A 15,432-nucleotide genomic window follows, 5' to 3' on the forward strand; every position below is an offset into this window, starting at 1 on the left:
GGACAAGCCCGAGGATGACGGCTGAGGGGCCCCGGATCCGCGCGGAGCGATTTTCAACCCATGAGATTTCGTCAGGACGCGGCGTCGGGGGTCTTGTACTGATCAGACGTGCGCTTCGCGCCCGAGGATCGCTGCGATGACAATTCACACCAAGGCGATGGCCGCCCAGCTCCTCAAGGCGCCGAGCGGGGTCGCGGGGCTGGACGAGATCACCTTTGGCGGCTTGCCGGCGGGGCGTCCGACCCTGATCGCCGGGGCGGCCGGGTGCGGCAAGACGCTGTTTGCCCTGACCTTCCTGGTCAAGGGCGCCACCGAGCACGGCGAGCCCGGCGTCCTGATGAGCTTTGAGGAGCGGGCCCAGGACCTGGTGGAGAACGTCAGTTCGCTGGGCTACGACCTGCCCGGCCTGATCGCCGAGAACAAGCTGATCATCGACTATGTGCGGGTCGAGCGCAGCGAGATCGAGCAGAGCGGCGAGTACGACCTGGAGGCCCTGTTCGTGCGGCTGGGCCACGCCATCGACAAGATCGGCGCCAAGCGGGTGGTGCTGGACACGCTGGAGGCCCTGTTCTCGGGCCTTGGCGATGGCCCCGTCCTGCGGGCCGAACTTCGGCGGCTGTTCCAGTGGCTGAAGGATCGCGGCGTGACCGCGATGATCACCGCCGAGCGCGGCGCCGAGGGCCAGCTGACCCGGCACGGCCTGGAGGAGTATGTCTCCGACTGCGTGATCGCCCTGGACAACCGGGTCGAGGAGCAGATCACCACCCGGCGTCTGCGGGTGCTGAAATACCGGGGCTCGGCCCACGGCACCAATGAGTACCCGTTCCTGATCGACCAGGGCGGCATCAGTGTCCTGCCGGTGACCTCGGCGGGCCTGTCGCACTCGATCTCCGACGAGGTGGTGTCCAGCGGGATCGGCGGGATCGACGCCATGCTGGGGATCGGCGGCTTCTATCGCGGCTCCAGCGTGCTGCTGTCGGGTCCGTCGGGCACCGGCAAGACCACCTTCGGATCGCATTTCGTCAACGCCGCCTGCGTGGCGGGACAGAGGGCGATCTACTTCTCCTTCGAGGAGTCCCCCGAGCAGATCGTGCGCAACATGCAGTCGGTGGGCCTGGACCTGGGGGCGCATGTGGCCAGCGGCCTGCTGCGGTTTGAGTCGGCCCGGCCCAGCCTGTTCGGGCTGGAGATGCACCTGGTGCTGATGATCCGCCAGATCGAAGAGTTCAACCCCACCGCCGTGGTGGTGGACCCGATCTCCGCCTTCCGGGGCTCGGAGAGTGAAATCCACGCCACCCTGTTGCGGCTGGTGGACTACCTGAAGGTCAAGGGGATCACCGGGGTCTTCAACAACCTGATCAACGCCGACCAGCCGGGCCGCGACGACCAGAGCCTGTCCTCCCTGATGGACGTCTGGATCGGCCTGCACGACCTGCAGGCCAACGGCGAACGCAACCGCGGCCTGTTCGTGCTCAAGGCCCGGGGCATGAGCCACTCCAACCAGATCCGCGAGTATCTGCTCGGGAGCGGCGGGGTGACCCTGATCGAGCCCTATATCGGGCCGCACGGGGTGCTGACCGGCAGCGCCCGCATCGTGCAGGAGGCGCAGGAAGAGGCCGCGGCCCTGGAGCGCCTGGACGAGGTCAACCGCCGTCACCGGGAGTTCGTCCAGAGGCGCAACGCCGCCGAGCGGCAGATCGCCGAGACCCTGGAGGCGCTGGAGCGCGAAGAGGCCGAACTGCTCGCCCTGGAGAACGTCGATGAGCGCAAGGAGAAGGTGCTCACCGCGAGCCGCTTCGCCGCCGCGACCCGCCGGGGGTCGACGCAGTGACCACCTCCCCAGAGACACCGCCCGCCGCCGCCGAACCCGACGCCGGGTCCAAGCACGTGCTGAGGCTCTACGTCACCGGATCGACGCCGCGCTCGACCCGGGCGATCGACAACCTGCGCCGGGTGCTCGAGAGCGAGCTTCCCGACAGCTATGATCTGGAGGTGGTCGACGTCTACGAGCATCCGGAGGCGGCGGCCGAGCACCAGATTCTCGCGGCGCCGACCTTGATCAAGCTGTTGCCCGAGCCGGTGCGGCGGATCATCGGCGACCTCTCCGACACCGAGCGGGTGCTGCGCGGCCTGGACCTGAGGGCACGAGACGGACGCGCCGATGGTGAAAAATAGTCTCACCTCCGAGCCGCCGACGCTGTCGCAGGCGCGCGAGATCTCCGAGCTTCGCGACCAGCTGGCCGAGGCCCTGGAGACCCTGGAGGCGATCCGCAACGGGGAGGTGGACGCCGTCGTCGTGGGCGGTCCGGACAATCGCCAGGTCTATACGCTGGAGAGCGCCGACCGCTCCTACCGCCAGCTGATCGAGCAGATGACCGACGGGGCGCTGATGATCAGCCAGGAGGGCGCCGTGCTCTATGGCAACCGGGCCCTGGCCGAGATGGTGGGGGCGCCCGCCAGCCGCCTGACCGGCGCACAGTTCGCCACCTTCGTGACGCCCGGCTCCTCGGCCGACTTCGCGCGCCTGCTGAAAAACGGCGGCAAGGCCGAGCTGGTTCTGACCCGCGCCGACCGGGCCGAGACCTTCGTGGCGCAGCTGTCCCTCACCCGGACCGACCCCGGCGACGGCGGGTTCCTGTGCGGGGTGCTCACCGACCTCACCTCCACCTACAGCCAGGCCCGGGAAATCGCCGAGGCCAAGTCGGCCCTGGCCGTGGAGGCCGCCCACCGGGAGAGCGACGAGCGCTACCGGCTGATCCTGGAGGGCGCCAGCGACTACGCCATCATGGCCACCGACCTGGATGAAAGGGTGACGATCTGGAACGCCGGCGCCCGGCAGATCCTGGGATGGGACGCCACCGAGCTGATCGGTCGGCGCTTCCCGGCCATCTGGACCCCAGACGACAGGGCGGCGGGCGCCGACGATCACGAACGGGCCCATTGCCTGGCGAGCGGGCGGTCGGAGGTGGAGCGTTGGCATCTGCGCAAGGATGGCGAGCCGTTCTGGGCCCACACCCTGATGATGCCGCTCCGCAAGGATGACGGGCGGCTGATCGGCTTCCTGAAAATCCTTCGCGACCGGACCGAGCAGCGCGTGGCCGACGAGAAGCAGAGCCTGCTGGTCAATGAGCTCAACCACCGGGTCAAGAACACCCTGGCCACGGTCCAGTCCATCGCCGCCCAGACCATGCGCTCCGCACCGTCCGCCGAGCAGGGCCGCGCGGCTCTGGAGGAGCGGTTGCTGGCGCTCTCGAAAGCCCACGATGTCTTGACGCGCGAGAGCTGGGAAGGCGCGGAACTGAGCGAAATCGTGGCCGTGGCGGTCTCGCCCTACCTCGGCGCCGACCCCGCCCGGATCGTCACAGGTGGCCCCGGCATTCGCCTGGCGCCGGGGATGGCCCTGGCCATCGCCATGGCGCTTCAGGAGCTGGCCACCAACGCCGCCAAGTATGGCGCCTTGTCGGTCCCGGAAGGCCGGCTGAGCATCCACTGGACTCTGGACGCCGACCTTATCGCGCTGCGGTGGGAAGAGACCGGCGGCCCCCTGGTTGTTCCGCCTCTGCGCCGCAGCTTCGGCTCGCGCCTCATTGAACGCAGCCTCTCGGCGGAGCTGGGGGGGGAGGCTGCGATCACCTTCGCGCCGACGGGGGTCATTTGCCGGATCACCGCCAGGCTGGCGACGGCCGGCAAGGGCCCAAGCGGGACCTTGGCCTGGTCTCCCAAGGGATATGTTCCGGTGGATCTCGGCTGACGCTTTCTGCAGGCTTGGGTGGGGTTGAGGGGTTCGGGCTTCATGGAACGCGAGCGGCTGACGGCCTTCACCGACGGTGTGCTGGCGATCATCATCACCATCATGGTGCTGGAGCTGCGGCCACCGCAGGGGGCGCGGTTTGAGGACCTGGCGGAGCTGCTACCGGTGTTCCTCAGCTATGTGCTGAGCTTCGTCTACATCGGCATCTACTGGAACAACCACCACCACTTTTTCCAGCTGGTGCGGCAGGTGGATGGGGCGATCCTGTGGGCCAACCTGCACCTGCTGTTCTGGCTGTCCATGGTGCCGTTCACCACCGCCTGGATGGGGGAGAACCACTTCGCCCCGGCGCCCACCGCGCTCTATGGCGGCTCGCTGCTGATGGCGGGGGTGGCGTGGACGATCATGCAGGCGATGATCTTCCGCAAGCAGGGCGAACATTCGGTGCTGCGCCAGGCCCTGGGGCGGGACCTGAAGGCCAAGGCCTCGCCGGTGATCTATCTGGCCGGGGTCGGCCTTTCCTTCGTCTGGACGCCGGGGGCGGCCCTGGCCTATCTGGCGGTGGCCCTGATGTGGCTGGTCCCTGACCGCCGCGTGGAGAAGCATGTCGTGGCGCACAATGCTCAGTCCTGATCGCGACCTGGCCGACAGGAGCCCTTGCCCCCTGGACGTCCTCCGCGCCCGGGGAGGACCCGTTTTGGAGCGTCGGGTTGCGCCGTCCGGGTCGGGCGGAACCTTCAGGTTGTGTGGCCTGGCGGCGTCGGTGCGGTTGCTCGACGAATCATGGACCCAAGTCTGGAAATGACGTTCCCTAGGCGGGCGAGACCTGGCCGCTGACTCGCGCGCCGCGCCGCAAAGGCAAGCGAATGCAGGACCTCGAAGCCCCGACGGACACCGACTTCGAGTCCCTGGCCCGGCACCTGGACCGGGTTCAGCGCATGTCCAGCACCGGAAGCTGGGAGTGGGAGATGCCCACCAACGGCGCCCTCTGGTCACCCCAGATCTACCGGATCTACGGTCGGTCCCCCAGTGACTTCGCGCCCAGCTACCCGAACTTCCTGGCCTGCGTCCACCCCGACGACCGCCAGATGCTGGAGACCGCGCTGCAGCGCGCGATAGAGGGCGTCGAACCCTATGACATCGACCATCGCATCGTCCGGCCGTCCGGTGAGGTGCGGATCCTCCATGCCATCGGCGAGGTCGAGTTCGCGCCCGACGGATCGCCGCTCAGGATGCTGGGCGTGGTGTCCGATGTCACAGAGGCCCGGGCCAGGGCCGCGACGCTGCAGACCGAGCTGGCGGAGATCAACCAGATTTCGGCCATGGCGGAGGATATCGCCAGCGTCGGTCATTGGCGCTATGTCATCAGCACCCAGGCCCGCACCTGGTCGCCCAGCACCTTCGCGATCTTCGGCCTCGATCCCGCCGACGGCCCCCCGCCCCAGGGCGGCATTGGCATGTTTGATCCCAAGGACCATGAGCAACTGCGCCTGGCGGCGGCGGGCCAGACGGACGGCCACACCGACCAGCGGGAATATGCGATAACCCGGGCCGACGGCCGTCGGGGGTACGTCCGGATGACCGGGGCTGTGGAACGCGACGCCAACGGCGAGCCTTCCTACATGTACGGCGTCATCATCGACGTCACCCAGGCCAAGCTTCGGGAGCAGGCGATCGCCGAGAGCGAAGCGCGCTACCGGCTGTTGGCCGACAACGTCACCGATGTGATCGTCCGCTACGACGCGCGCGGCGTCATTGAATTCATCTCCCCCTCGGTTCGCGCCTTCGGCTATCAGCCCGACGAGATCGTCGGCCGGCTGATCACCGAGCTTGAAGCCGCCGGGCTGGACTCAGAGGCCCTGGGGGAGTTGGCGCAGTATCGCGCCGGGCTGCTGTTCCCCGACGGCCGCCTGAGCGAGACCCGGATGCAGCGGGGGGACGGGACCGCGGTCTGGATGGAGAGCGTCGAGACCGGCCTCTATGACGCGGCCGGGATCTTCATCGGGGTGGTCGCGGTGTTGCGGGACGTGACCGAGCGCCGGGCGATGACCGAGGCGCTTGAGCGCAAGCAAATCGAGGCCGAGGCCGCTTCGGTCGCCAAGGGCGAGTTCCTGGCCAATATGAGCCACGAGATCCGCACCCCCCTGAACGCCGTCATCGGCTTCGCCCAGGCGCTGGAAGGTCTGGGGGAACTGTCGGACCGGGCGCGAACCTATGTCACGCGGATCGTCACCAGCGGACATGGCCTGCTGAAGATCGTCAATGAGGTGCTGGACTTCTCCCGGCTTGAGGCGGGCAAGGTCGCGCTTGACCCGCAACCGCTGGCGTTGGCGGACTTCCTCGATGACACCCTCTCGATGGTCCTCCCCGAGGCGAGGCGAAAGGGCCTGGCGGTCGATCTCAGGCCGCGCGACGACTTGCCCCGGGCTGTGCTGGCCGATGCCGGGCGGTTGCGTCAGGTCCTGCTCAACCTGCTGGGCAACGCCGTCAAGTTCGCAGACCAGGGGCGCGTGACCCTGAGCTGCGCGCCCGACTCCGCCGGCCGGTTGCGCTTCGAGGTGACCGACACCGGCGTCGGCATCGCCCCTGAGGACCTGGCGCGGCTGTTTCGGCGGTTCTCGCAGGTGGACGGGTCGAACACGCGCCAGCACGGCGGCTCGGGGCTGGGCCTGGCCATCTCCAAGGCCCTGGTCGAGGCGATGGGCGGTGAGATCGGCGTCGAGAGCGTGGTTGGAAAGGGGTCTAGCTTCTGGTTCACCATCGCGGCGCCCGACCTTGACGAGCGGGCCGATCAGCCCTCCGACGGCGGCGCCCCAGGCGAGGACACCGGTCGCCGGCCGCTGGAGGTCCTGGCCGTGGACGACGTGGCGATAAACCGGGAATTGATGTCGATCCTGCTGGAGCCCTTCGACGTGCGGATCACCCAGGCCAGCAACGGCGTGGAAGCCGTCGAAGCGGCCGATCGCACCGCCTTCGATGTCATTCTCATGGACCTGCAGATGCCGGTCATGGACGGACTGATGGCGACGCGGGCGATCCGCGCCAATTCAAAACTGAACCGCGCGACCCCGATTCTGGCGGTCACCGCCAATGTCCTGCCGCCGCAGGTGGAAGCCTGCCGCGACGCCGGGATGAACGACCACATCTGCAAGCCGGTCCTGCCGGAGGACTTCCTGAACAAGATCGCCCGTTGGGCGGAGCTGAAGGAACTGCGGGTCGCCACGTGAGGCTGAGCCAGGCCCGGACCAGGCTGGCCGGTTTCGCTCAGCGTCCGCGTCATTCTTGGGTGGGGGTCAGGGACAGGCCATGGAACGCGAAAGGCTGACGGCCAAGGGGTGCTGGCGATCCTCATCACCCTCATGGCGCCGCGACCGCCGCGTGGCGCGGCCTGTGGCGGGCCACCATGCTCAGTCCTGACCCGGCTGGCGCCCTGGTCCTTATTTCAGGGTCTTGAGATAGGCGATCAGATCGTCCAGCTGGGCGGGGTTCTTCAGGCCGGGATAGGTCATGCGGATCCCCGGAATCAGCTTCTGCGGCCCCGGCAGGTAGGTGCGCAGGCGGGCCTCGTCCCAGACGCCGCCGGCCCCCTTCATGGCCTTCGAATAGGCAAAGCCCGGCAGGGTGGCGGTGGGCCGCCCCACCACGCCCCACAGGGTGGGGCCCAGGATCGGGGCCGCGCCCTTGGCCGCCGCATGGCAGGTGGAGCACTGCTGGGAGAAGACCTGCTTGCCCTTCAGCGCGTCCCCGGCCAGGGCCGGCGAGGCGCCCGCCGCAGCAAGGGTCAGCGCGGCCAGGACCAGGGCGGCCAGGCGGCGCGGCGTCAGTAGGCGAACCATGTGAAGACCCTCAGGGTGTTGTTGTCGGACGCCTTGCCGCCGGCCCCGTCATAGTTGCTGCGGGCCCCGTCGAAGCGGTCGTACATCGTGTACTGGACCCCGGCGCGCATGTTGAAGCGCGGCCCCATGGGAGAGTCGGCGCCGCCGAACAGGGTGCCGTCCAGCTGCAGGCTGAGGCCCGAACTGTCGGGCTTGCCGGTGCGGCCGGTGTAGAGGGTGGGATCGGCCGAGCCCCAGGTGTCGAAGGCCTGCAGCGTCACCCCGTAACGGTTGCGCCAGTAGTAGGAGGCGTCGGCCCGCAGGTCGGTCAGCGTGTTGCGGCGGTTGTCGGACAGGCCCAGCGCCTGGCTGGTGGCGAGGGTCTGGGTCTCGCGCAGGACCCGGCCGTTGAGGCTGAACACATCGCTATTATCGAGGGTGCGCTGGTAGGAGGCGTCGAGGCCCAGGTCGCTGTAGCGGTCGGTGGCGCCGGCGCTGCGGTCGCGCTCGGGATAGATGTCGGCGCGCATGCCGAACAGGCCGGCCTGCACCGTGCCGCCGCCGAGGCTCTTCTGCACCGCGATGCGGCCATAGGGGGCGAGACCATGGATGTCGCCCGGCGCGAAGGGATCGGCGCCCAGATGGGTCAGGTCCCTGGCGCTGGGGGAGCCATAGGCGCCGGCCTCGACATAGTAGGTGGAGTTGATCCAGGCGTAGCCGGTGAGGCCCAGGCTGGTCTGGGCGAGCGCACCCGACAACAGGGGCGCGGCGGTGGGCGACGGGGCCAGGCCGGAGTCGGTGTAGGGGAAGCCCCAGGCCGGCAGGGTGTTCCAGACGTCCTGGTTGGTGGGGGAGTTGTTGAGGCTGAGGCCCAGCAGGACGTCGGCGTCGTGGACCTGGACGTCGGTGGTGGCGCGCAGGTCGACATTGTCCCAGGCCCAGGCCTTGGCGATGCCGTCATAGGTGGTCTGGACGAAGGCCCCGAGGTGCGAGCCCAGGCCGCCAGCGAAGAACAGGCTGACCTGGTCGAGGGCGAAGTTGTCGTTGGCCTTGTAGCCGTCGGCCGCAGGCTGGGCCTTGGCCGTGCGCAGATAGGAGGCCACCGCCATGGCCGCGAAGGGGGTGGTGAAGCCGCCGGACCGGGCGGTGTAGCCGTGCAGCTTGAACGACCGGCCGAAGGGGGTGAGCTGGGGGCCGAAGCCGCCGACGTGGCAGGCCTGGCAGGGCTGGCCGGTCTGGGCGGCGAAGGCCGGGACCGCGGCGGCCGGCGAGGCCCAGAGGCCTCCTAGCAGGGCGGCGGCGAGAACCAGGGCGCGCAGGCGCAGGGCTGGGGGCCAGTTGCGGCCAAGGCTGGTCATCACGTTGTCATCCCCCGATTGGTGGCGGTTTTCCGCCTGCTCTCCCCCTGACGACGGGCCACCCCGACCGCCTCAAAGAAAAATGGGGAGGCCGGGCGATTGTTGACGGCGGGGCGTTTGGGCCGCCACTCTGGGCCATGTTGAGCCCCGACCCCGACGCCGTCCTGGTCCTCCTGCGCGACCTGGCCCTGGCCCTGCCGGAAACCGACGAGGTGGTGAGCCACGGCATTCCGGCCTTCCGCGCAGCCGGCAAGATGTTCGCCTATTTCCGCCACGACCATCACGGGGACGGGACGACCGTGGTCTGCGTGAAGACGTCCGGGCGCGAGGTGGCTGAGATGCTGATCGAGGCCGATCCCGCGGTGTTCAGTAAGCCGGCCTATCTGTGGCCGTCGGGCTGGGTGGGGATGAGCCTGGTGGACTGTGACTGGGAGCATGTGGCGGGGCGGCTGGCCACGAGCTGGCGGCTGGCGGCACCGAAGCGGTTGGTGCGGGAGCTCTAAACCCGCTCATCCCCCTCCCCGTCATCCCGGGCGACCCGCAGGGGAGACCCGGGACCCAGGGGCGGTGCGCATGGCCCCTGGGTCCCGGCTCTGCGCTACGCTTGGCCGGGATGACGTGAGGGTTTAGGGTCTCTCCAACGAGACAATTCAGGGAGAGCACCATGTTCACCGACATGCGCCAGGGGACTCAGGAGCACTGGAAGGTGATCGGCGGGGAGCACCGTGTGCACCAGCAGACCACCGCGCCGATGCAGATCATGGACACCCTGCGCCGGCTGGAGCCGATGGTGCTGGGGTTCTCCGCCAACCAGCTGACCCACAGCCTGATGGCCGGGACCCTGGCGCGCCGCGACGGGGCCACCGACGAGGAGGTCGTGGCCGCCCTGTGCCACGACATCGGCAAGGTGCTGTCGATCCCCAACCACGGGCCGATCGCCGCCGAGATGCTCAAGCCCTATGTCAGCGACGACATCTACAAGGCCATCTACTGGCACCAGGATTTCCAGGGCGCCTACTATTACGAGTTCCTGGGCAAGCCGGGGAACCTGCGGGAGAGCTACCGCAACGAAAGCTGGTTTGAGATGGCCGAGAAGCTGGTGGACCGCTGGGACGCGCCGGCCTTCGACCCCGGCTTCGACGTCGACAGCCTGGAGAGCTTCGAGGACCAGGTGGTGAAGGTGTTCTCGTCACCGAAGCGGTAGGGGTTCCCCTCCCCGCGCGTCATCCCGGACGCCGATAGGCGATCCGGGACCCAGGGGCGGTGCGCACGGCCCCTAGGTCCCGGCTCTACGCTTCGCTTGGCCGGGATGACGTGTTTAAGCGGAGAACGTCCCCGCATATTGCTGGCGCAGCAGGTTCTTCTGCACCTTGCCCATGGCGTTGCGGGGCAGCTCGTCGACGAAGAAGATGCGCTTGGGCGCCTTGAAGGCCGCCAGCTTCTGCCGCGCCGTGGCGATCATGGCCGCCTCGTCGCCCGAGCCGATCACCACGGCGGCGACCGCCTCACCGAAGTCGGGGTGCGGCAGGCCGATGACGGCGCTCTCGGTGACGCCCTCCAGTTCGTCGAGGATCAGCTCGATCTCCTTGGGATAGACGTTGTAGCCGCCGCAGATGATCAGGTCCTTGGCCCGGCCGGAGATCCAGACGCGGCCGTCCGCATCCTGGCGGCCGACGTCGCCGGTCATGAAGTAGCCGTCGGCGGTGAAGTCCTCGGCGGTCTTGTCGGGCATGCGCCAGTAGCCGGAGAAGACGCTGGGGCCTTTGATCTCGATGACGCCCGTGGGCTCTGGCCCGCCAATGCGGAGGTCCACGCCCGGCAGGGGATAGCCGACGCTGCCGGCGATGCGCTCGCCGTCGAGCGGATTGGTGGTGATAATCACCGCCTCGCTCATGCCGTAGCGCTCCAGGATGCGCTGACCGGTGCGTTGTTCGAACTCCGCGAAGGTCGACTCCAGCAGCGGCGCGGAGCCGCAGATGAACAGGCGCATGTGGGCGGCGGCGGTTCTCGTGAAGCCGGGGTTGGAGAGCAGGCGGGTGTAGAAGGTGGGCACCCCCATCATCACCGTGGACCGCGCCAGGCCCGCCAGCACCAGGGCGTCCTCGTACCTGGCCAGCCAGACCATGGGCGCGCCCGACAGGAAGGCGCAGTGCAGGGCCACGAACAGGCCATGCACGTGGAAGATCGGCAGGGCGTGCAGCAGGACGTCGGCGGGGGTGAAGCCCCAGGCCTCGTGCAGGGCGGTGGCGTTGGCATAGAGCGCCCCGTGGGTCAGCATGGCGCCCTTGGAGCGGCCGGTGGTGCCGCTGGTGTAGATGATGGAGGCCAGGTCGTCGTCGGCTCGGGGGACCGGGGTGGCGAGCGGCGCGTGGGCGGCGGCCTCGGCGGCAAGGGCCACCGCGTCCTGGACGAAGACCCGCGGCTCGGCGTCGGTGAGGAAGTACTCCACCTCGCTGGCGGTGTAGGCGGTGTTGAGCGGCAGGAAGACGGCGCCGGCCTTGAGCGTGGCGAGGTAGAGCATCACCGCCTGCGGCGTCTTCTCGGTCTGCACCGCCACGCGGTCGCCGGGGACGACGCCCTTGGAGATGAGCAGAGCGGCCAGGCGGCCCGCGCCCTCGGCCAGCTGCGCGTAGGTGATCTGGCCGCCGTCCTCCAGCAGGAAGCAGGGGCGGTCGGAGGCGGTGATGAGGCGGTCGTAGAGGTTCATGGGCGCGAGCCTACCGCGCGGCGGGCGGGCTGGGTAAGATAGGATGAACGCGGCCGCTCCCCGTCATCCCGGACGGCCGCCAGGCCGATCCGGGGGGGATTGCTGCGGCTCCTGGGTCCCGGCTCTGCGCTTCGCTTGGCCGGGATGACGGTTTTAGAGGACGTCATGATCCTAGGCATAATCCAGGCGCGGATGTCGTCGAGCCGGCTGCCGGGCAAGGTGCTGGCCGACGTGGCCGGCATGCCGATGCTGGGCCGCCAGGTGGAGCGGCTGCGGCGCTCGCGGCGGATGGACGAGCTCGTCCTGGCCACCAGCGACCAGGCCAGCGACGACGCGGTGGCCGACTATGCCGCGCGGCTGGACCTCACCGTGGTGCGTGGCGATCTCGACGACGTGCTGGGCCGGTTCGGGCGGGCTCTGGAGGCCTTCCCGGAGGCGGCCACCGTGGTGCGGATGACGGCGGATTGTCCGCTCACGGACTGGCGGGTGCTGGACGCGGTGATTGACGCCCGCGCGGCCGCCAAGGCCGACTATGCCAGCAACACGCCGCAGGTCCGCACCTATCCCCACGGCCTGGACATTGAGGTGATGACGGCGGCGGCGTTGCGCACCGCGCTCTTCGAGGCCACCGACCCCTACGACCGCGAACACGTGACGCCGTTCCTCTACCGCAATCCCCGGCGCTTCCGGATCGAGTCGATCTCCCAGGCCCCGTCGCTGGCCCACCTGCGCTGGACCGTGGACCATCCAGAGGACCTGGACTTCGTGCGCCACGTCTACGGCGCGCTCTATGCGGCGAACCCCGACTTCGCCATGGCGGAGATCGCGGCATTGGCGTGGAACAGTTCGAAAGCGGTCTGATCCCTCGTCAGTAGGCCATGAAGCTATCCAGCCCCAGCAACTCGGGGAGGCTCGCGATGTCCTTGGCCGCCCGAACCTCGGCGAGCAGCGGGGCGAGCATATTGTCGGATTCGTGGTACTGGCCGTAGTCCTCGGGAAAGGCTTCCAGCAAGGCGTAGGCGCGAGCCTTCACCTCGTCGAGCGACATCGGCTCAACGGCCTCCAGTTCATGCTCTATCCGCGACTGCATCTTGGCGTACAGGAGCAATGACAGCACACTCGCCAGCCACGACTCCGCTCGGCCAATTCGGGTTACAGACCGGACAATCCAGCGGCGCCCATCCGCATCGACGAGCTCCATTCCAAGCTGCATGTTATCCTTGAGCGTGCGAGGCCCACAGGACGTGAGGGTGTCCATATCCGGGAATGCCCAGATCTCAGGCTCCGGCGTGAAGCCCAGGACCGGAAAGCGAAAACCGGCCTCTGCCGTCTTCATCCGCGCCTCCAAATTCGAACATATAGAGAACGAAATTCGCCGGAGACGCAAGTGGAGGATTAACGCCGCCGCGGAGGTTGCTGATCGCCGGTATCGAATGGTCGGCTGACGTTTTCCCAGGCGTCGGCTGCATATCCGGCGACACCCGTCGGCACGGCCTTCATCCAATCCGTCGTTCCGTACCAGACCCGACGGATGGGATCGTACCTTGGTTTTCCCATCCAACTGCCCGTAAGCCGTCGATGCTGCTCCAGAGGTAGCGTCTTCAGAAGAGCGTAGTGATTGCGCCAGTCTTGAGCGCTCCGACTTGTCCCGTTGAGCGGGACGGTGTGGTGAATCTCTTCGCCCTTCTTGGCTAGGCCAGCCCTGCGAATCTTCTTAGCTGCCGCACCTGCGGTGATGGATCCCTTCTTGAGGACAGTAATCCCCTTGCTGGCGGCTTTCAGTCCCTTAACAGCGACGCCAACCGGCAGGGCGTCCCCGACCGCCATCAAGCCGTTGAAAGCCGCTCCGCCGTAGTTTCCGTCCTGAAGGTCGGCGACAGCCTCCCAGGCAGGTCCAACGACCGGAATGAAGGACTCCGCCAAGTTCGGGCGCGGTATGTCTGGACCGTTCTGGAAGTCATGAAGCGCATCCTGAGCAACATCCAGAGGCGAGCGAAAGCCACGATCCTTGGCCTCTCTCTTGGCTTTCAGCTTGACCATCTCTTGGTCGTACAAATCGCCGGCAGGATCCGGCACGGTCCGCGATTGACCGCGTGGCGCTAAGGCCATCTTCTTCTCCGTGAATGGGAATTGAGATCACACGCGTTCGTGCCCTGAGCACGCGGAGGCTCTGCCTCTAACGACGCGTAGGACGAGAATACAAAGCGAGGTCTTGCTGCAGCCACTGTCCGCCTAGGCGGGTGGCGAGGCGCAGTGATTTCGCGCCTTAAACATCTCACGGATCATCCGGGCAGTCAAGAACAAATCGGGAACAATCTTGACCAGACCATCACAAGTTTTTCGAGCGACACTAACTTAGATCTCAAACCCCCGCGCCCGCAGGCGCTCGACGCTGGCCTCACGGACCTTCGCCCAGTCGGCGGCCAGGAGGCCCAGGCCCACCACCTCGTGGGGCGCCCCACCCTTCCAGATGTGCTCGCGCCAGAGGGCCTCGCGCTGGAAGCCGAAGGATTCGTGCATCTTCCACACCGCCTCATTCTCCAGCAGCACCTCGCAGCAGAGCTTGTTGAGCTTCAGGTCGCGGAAGACGTGGTCGAGGATGAAGACCTCGACGAAGGCGCCGACCCCCTTGCCGCGCACCGCGGGGCTGGCGAGGTAGTAGGCCCAGGCGGCCTTGCGGTGGGCGGGTGTGATGTCGGCGAGGTTGGCAAGGCCGACGGGCTCGCCGTCCAGTTCGATGATCCAGTATCTGCGGGTCGGATCGCCGGCGATCCCGGCGAACCAGCGGTCGTGCTCGGGGCGCGTGATCTCGTGGTCGGAATACATCCAGCGCGCCACCTCCGGCAGGTTGCGCCAGGTCAGCAGGCGCTCGCTGTCGTCGGGGGTCAGGTCACGCAGGCGGACGGTCATGGCGTCTCCGGGGGGTCGCGCGCTAAGATCGCGCAAAACGCCGAGGGAGCAAACCATGGTTGCAGGTCATATCGAGCGCGTGAAGCGCGACGGCTACACGATCGTCGAGAACGCCATCCCGCCCGACCTGATCGCGGCGCTCGCCGACACCCTGCTGCGGCTGGAACGCGACCTGGACGCCAAACCAGCCATGAACGGGTTCGAGGGTCACAAGACGGTGCGGATCTACAACCTGCTGGTCCACGATCCGGTGTTCGCCCAGGTGCCGGTGCACGCCGCCGTCCTGCCCATCGTCGAGGGCGTGCTGGACGAGGGCTGCCTGATCTCTTCGCTCTCCTCCATCGCCATCGATCCCGGCGAGCGCGCCCAGCCCATCCACGCCGACGACCAGGTGATCCCGCTGGCCAAGCCGCACGCGCCTCTGGTCTGCAACTCCATGTGGGCGCTGACCGACTTTACCGAGGCCAATGGCGCGACCCGGCTGGTTCCCGGCAGTCACCGCAAGCCGAACCCCGAGTATGGCGGCGCCTATGAGACCATCGCGGCGGAAATGCCCAAGGGCTCGGTGCTGATCTGGGATGGGGCCCTGTGGCACGGCGGCGGGGCCAACCAGACCGACACGCGCCGCACCGGCATCGCCATGAACTATTGCGCGGGCTTCGTGCGCCAGCAGGAGAACCAGCAGCTTGGCATCCCGCCGGAGAGGGTGCGGGGGTTCGAACCGCGGCTGCAGGAGCTGGTGGGCTATGGCGTCTATCGCGGCCTGATCGGTCACATCGACAAGCAGAGCCCGACCCAGCGGCTGAACGGCGGGGGCGGGTTCAAGTCCATCTGGGATCGGTAACCGGCCGCCGTGTGGCGGAAACGCCCCCTCACCCTACCCTCTCCCCC

15 protein-coding genes are annotated in these 15,432 nt (G+C 67.9%); 9 read left to right on the forward strand and 6 right to left on the reverse strand.

Translation table 11 applies throughout. The annotated features are described in order from the left end of the window. Window positions 1–136 precede the first annotated feature (136 nt). The 5 genes from kaiC to JKL49_RS18730 all read left to right on the forward strand — a co-directional run bounded on the left by kaiC (window position 137) and on the right by JKL49_RS18730 (window position 6,978). Window positions 137–1,831: a circadian clock protein KaiC gene (gene kaiC / locus JKL49_RS18710; RefSeq protein WP_215342594.1), complete on the forward strand. Its 1,695-nt coding sequence runs from the start codon at window positions 137–139 to the stop codon at window positions 1,829–1,831. Next, on the forward strand, window positions 1,828–2,175 hold the full coding sequence (locus JKL49_RS18715; protein ID WP_347340411.1) for a circadian clock KaiB family protein: 348 nt from the start codon (window positions 1,828–1,830) through the stop codon (window positions 2,173–2,175). Before kaiC ends, JKL49_RS18715 begins: the two co-directional genes overlap by 4 nt. Continuing rightward, window positions 2,162–3,751, forward strand: a complete 1,590-nt coding sequence (locus JKL49_RS18720) for a sensor histidine kinase (RefSeq protein ID WP_215342596.1) — start codon at window positions 2,162–2,164, stop codon at window positions 3,749–3,751. Before JKL49_RS18715 ends, JKL49_RS18720 begins: the two co-directional genes overlap by 14 nt. 42 nt (window positions 3,752–3,793) lie before the next feature. Beyond that, on the forward strand, window positions 3,794–4,384 hold the full coding sequence (locus JKL49_RS18725; RefSeq protein WP_215342598.1) for a TMEM175 family protein: 591 nt from the start codon (window positions 3,794–3,796) through the stop codon (window positions 4,382–4,384). 233 nt (window positions 4,385–4,617) lie between these two features. After that, window positions 4,618–6,978: a PAS domain S-box protein gene (locus tag JKL49_RS18730; protein WP_215342600.1), complete on the forward strand. Its 2,361-nt coding sequence runs from the start codon at window positions 4,618–4,620 to the stop codon at window positions 6,976–6,978. A gap of 210 nt (window positions 6,979–7,188) precedes the next feature. Here the strand turns inward: JKL49_RS18730 and JKL49_RS18735 are convergent, their stop codons facing one another. Both JKL49_RS18735 and JKL49_RS18740 read right to left on the reverse strand, forming a co-directional pair. Continuing rightward, window positions 7,189–7,587, reverse strand: coding sequence for a c-type cytochrome (locus JKL49_RS18735; protein WP_215342602.1), 399 nt, complete (start codon window positions 7,585–7,587; stop codon window positions 7,189–7,191). Further along, window positions 7,572–8,924 (reverse strand): hypothetical protein, encoded by a 1,353-nt coding sequence (locus JKL49_RS18740; RefSeq protein ID WP_215342604.1) that lies wholly within the window; start codon window positions 8,922–8,924, stop codon window positions 7,572–7,574. The genes JKL49_RS18735 and JKL49_RS18740 overlap by 16 nt, the downstream gene beginning before the upstream one ends. A 137-nt stretch (window positions 8,925–9,061) precedes the next feature. On the opposite strand from JKL49_RS18740, the gene JKL49_RS18745 reads away from it, so the two are divergent. Both JKL49_RS18745 and JKL49_RS18750 read left to right on the forward strand, forming a co-directional pair. Continuing rightward, on the forward strand, window positions 9,062–9,427 hold the full coding sequence (locus JKL49_RS18745; protein WP_215342606.1) for an MmcQ/YjbR family DNA-binding protein: 366 nt from the start codon (window positions 9,062–9,064) through the stop codon (window positions 9,425–9,427). 161 nt (window positions 9,428–9,588) lie between these two features. After that, on the forward strand, window positions 9,589–10,128 hold the full coding sequence (locus JKL49_RS18750) for an HD domain-containing protein (protein WP_215342608.1): 540 nt from the start codon (window positions 9,589–9,591) through the stop codon (window positions 10,126–10,128). A gap of 114 nt (window positions 10,129–10,242) precedes the next feature. Here JKL49_RS18750 and JKL49_RS18755 read toward each other — a convergent pair whose 3' ends face one another. Further along, window positions 10,243–11,631, reverse strand: a complete 1,389-nt coding sequence (locus JKL49_RS18755) for an AMP-binding protein (protein WP_215342609.1) — start codon at window positions 11,629–11,631, stop codon at window positions 10,243–10,245. Window positions 11,632–11,796: 165 nt separating this feature from the next. Between JKL49_RS18755 and JKL49_RS18760 the strand changes: the two genes are divergently transcribed. Further along, complete coding sequence (locus JKL49_RS18760) at window positions 11,797–12,492, forward strand: cytidylyltransferase domain-containing protein (protein ID WP_249778115.1); 696 nt, start codon at window positions 11,797–11,799, stop codon at window positions 12,490–12,492. Window positions 12,493–12,499: 7 nt separating this feature from the next. Here the strand turns inward: JKL49_RS18760 and JKL49_RS21110 are convergent, their stop codons facing one another. From JKL49_RS21110 to pseH, 3 genes are all read right to left on the reverse strand, one after another. Then, on the reverse strand, window positions 12,500–12,967 hold the full coding sequence (locus JKL49_RS21110) for a hypothetical protein (RefSeq protein ID WP_249778116.1): 468 nt from the start codon (window positions 12,965–12,967) through the stop codon (window positions 12,500–12,502). Between the two features lie 59 nt (window positions 12,968–13,026). Beyond that, the gene (locus JKL49_RS18765) at window positions 13,027–13,671 is read right to left on the reverse strand and encodes a hypothetical protein (RefSeq protein ID WP_215342611.1); all 645 of its coding nucleotides are present in this window, start codon (window positions 13,669–13,671) and stop codon (window positions 13,027–13,029) included. A gap of 315 nt (window positions 13,672–13,986) precedes the next feature. Further along, the gene (gene pseH, locus JKL49_RS18770; protein WP_215342613.1) at window positions 13,987–14,541 is read right to left on the reverse strand and encodes a UDP-4-amino-4,6-dideoxy-N-acetyl-beta-L-altrosamine N-acetyltransferase; all 555 of its coding nucleotides are present in this window, start codon (window positions 14,539–14,541) and stop codon (window positions 13,987–13,989) included. A gap of 55 nt (window positions 14,542–14,596) precedes the next feature. Here pseH and JKL49_RS18775 point away from each other — a divergent pair, with 55 nt between their 5' ends. Next, window positions 14,597–15,385 carry a phytanoyl-CoA dioxygenase family protein gene (locus JKL49_RS18775; RefSeq protein ID WP_215342615.1) on the forward strand — a complete coding sequence of 263 codons (789 nt, stop codon included), beginning with the start codon at window positions 14,597–14,599 and terminating at the stop codon, window positions 15,383–15,385. The last annotated feature ends 47 nt before the right edge of the window (window positions 15,386–15,432 follow it).

This window comes from Phenylobacterium glaciei (genome assembly GCF_016772415.1).
GTDB classification, from domain to species: Bacteria; Pseudomonadota; Alphaproteobacteria; order Caulobacterales; family Caulobacteraceae; genus Phenylobacterium; species Phenylobacterium glaciei.

What these genes read in the sequence shown, in the direction of transcription:
- JKL49_RS18775 (WP_215342615.1), top strand. Translation starts at nt 14,597, where the DNA reads ATGGTTGCAGGTCATATCGAGCGCGTGAAGCGCGACGGCTACACGATC.
- kaiC (WP_215342594.1), top strand. Translation starts at nt 137, where the DNA reads ATGACAATTCACACCAAGGCGATGGCCGCCCAGCTCCTCAAGGCGCCG.
- JKL49_RS18740 (WP_215342604.1), bottom strand. Translation starts at nt 8,924, where the DNA reads ATGACCAGCCTTGGCCGCAACTGGCCCCCAGCCCTGCGCCTGCGCGCC.
- JKL49_RS18765 (WP_215342611.1), bottom strand. Translation starts at nt 13,671, where the DNA reads ATGGTCAAGCTGAAAGCCAAGAGAGAGGCCAAGGATCGTGGCTTTCGC.
- JKL49_RS18725 (WP_215342598.1), top strand. Translation starts at nt 3,794, where the DNA reads ATGGAACGCGAGCGGCTGACGGCCTTCACCGACGGTGTGCTGGCGATC.
- JKL49_RS18755 (WP_215342609.1), bottom strand. Translation starts at nt 11,631, where the DNA reads ATGAACCTCTACGACCGCCTCATCACCGCCTCCGACCGCCCCTGCTTC.
- JKL49_RS18720 (WP_215342596.1), top strand. Translation starts at nt 2,162, where the DNA reads ATGGTGAAAAATAGTCTCACCTCCGAGCCGCCGACGCTGTCGCAGGCG.
- JKL49_RS18750 (WP_215342608.1), top strand. Translation starts at nt 9,589, where the DNA reads ATGTTCACCGACATGCGCCAGGGGACTCAGGAGCACTGGAAGGTGATC.
- JKL49_RS18735 (WP_215342602.1), bottom strand. Translation starts at nt 7,587, where the DNA reads ATGGTTCGCCTACTGACGCCGCGCCGCCTGGCCGCCCTGGTCCTGGCC.
- JKL49_RS18745 (WP_215342606.1), top strand. Translation starts at nt 9,062, where the DNA reads ATGTTGAGCCCCGACCCCGACGCCGTCCTGGTCCTCCTGCGCGACCTG.
- pseH (WP_215342613.1), bottom strand. Translation starts at nt 14,541, where the DNA reads ATGACCGTCCGCCTGCGTGACCTGACCCCCGACGACAGCGAGCGCCTG.
- JKL49_RS21110 (WP_249778116.1), bottom strand. Translation starts at nt 12,967, where the DNA reads ATGAAGACGGCAGAGGCCGGTTTTCGCTTTCCGGTCCTGGGCTTCACG.
- JKL49_RS18730 (WP_215342600.1), top strand. Translation starts at nt 4,618, where the DNA reads ATGCAGGACCTCGAAGCCCCGACGGACACCGACTTCGAGTCCCTGGCC.
- JKL49_RS18760 (WP_249778115.1), top strand. Translation starts at nt 11,797, where the DNA reads ATGATCCTAGGCATAATCCAGGCGCGGATGTCGTCGAGCCGGCTGCCG.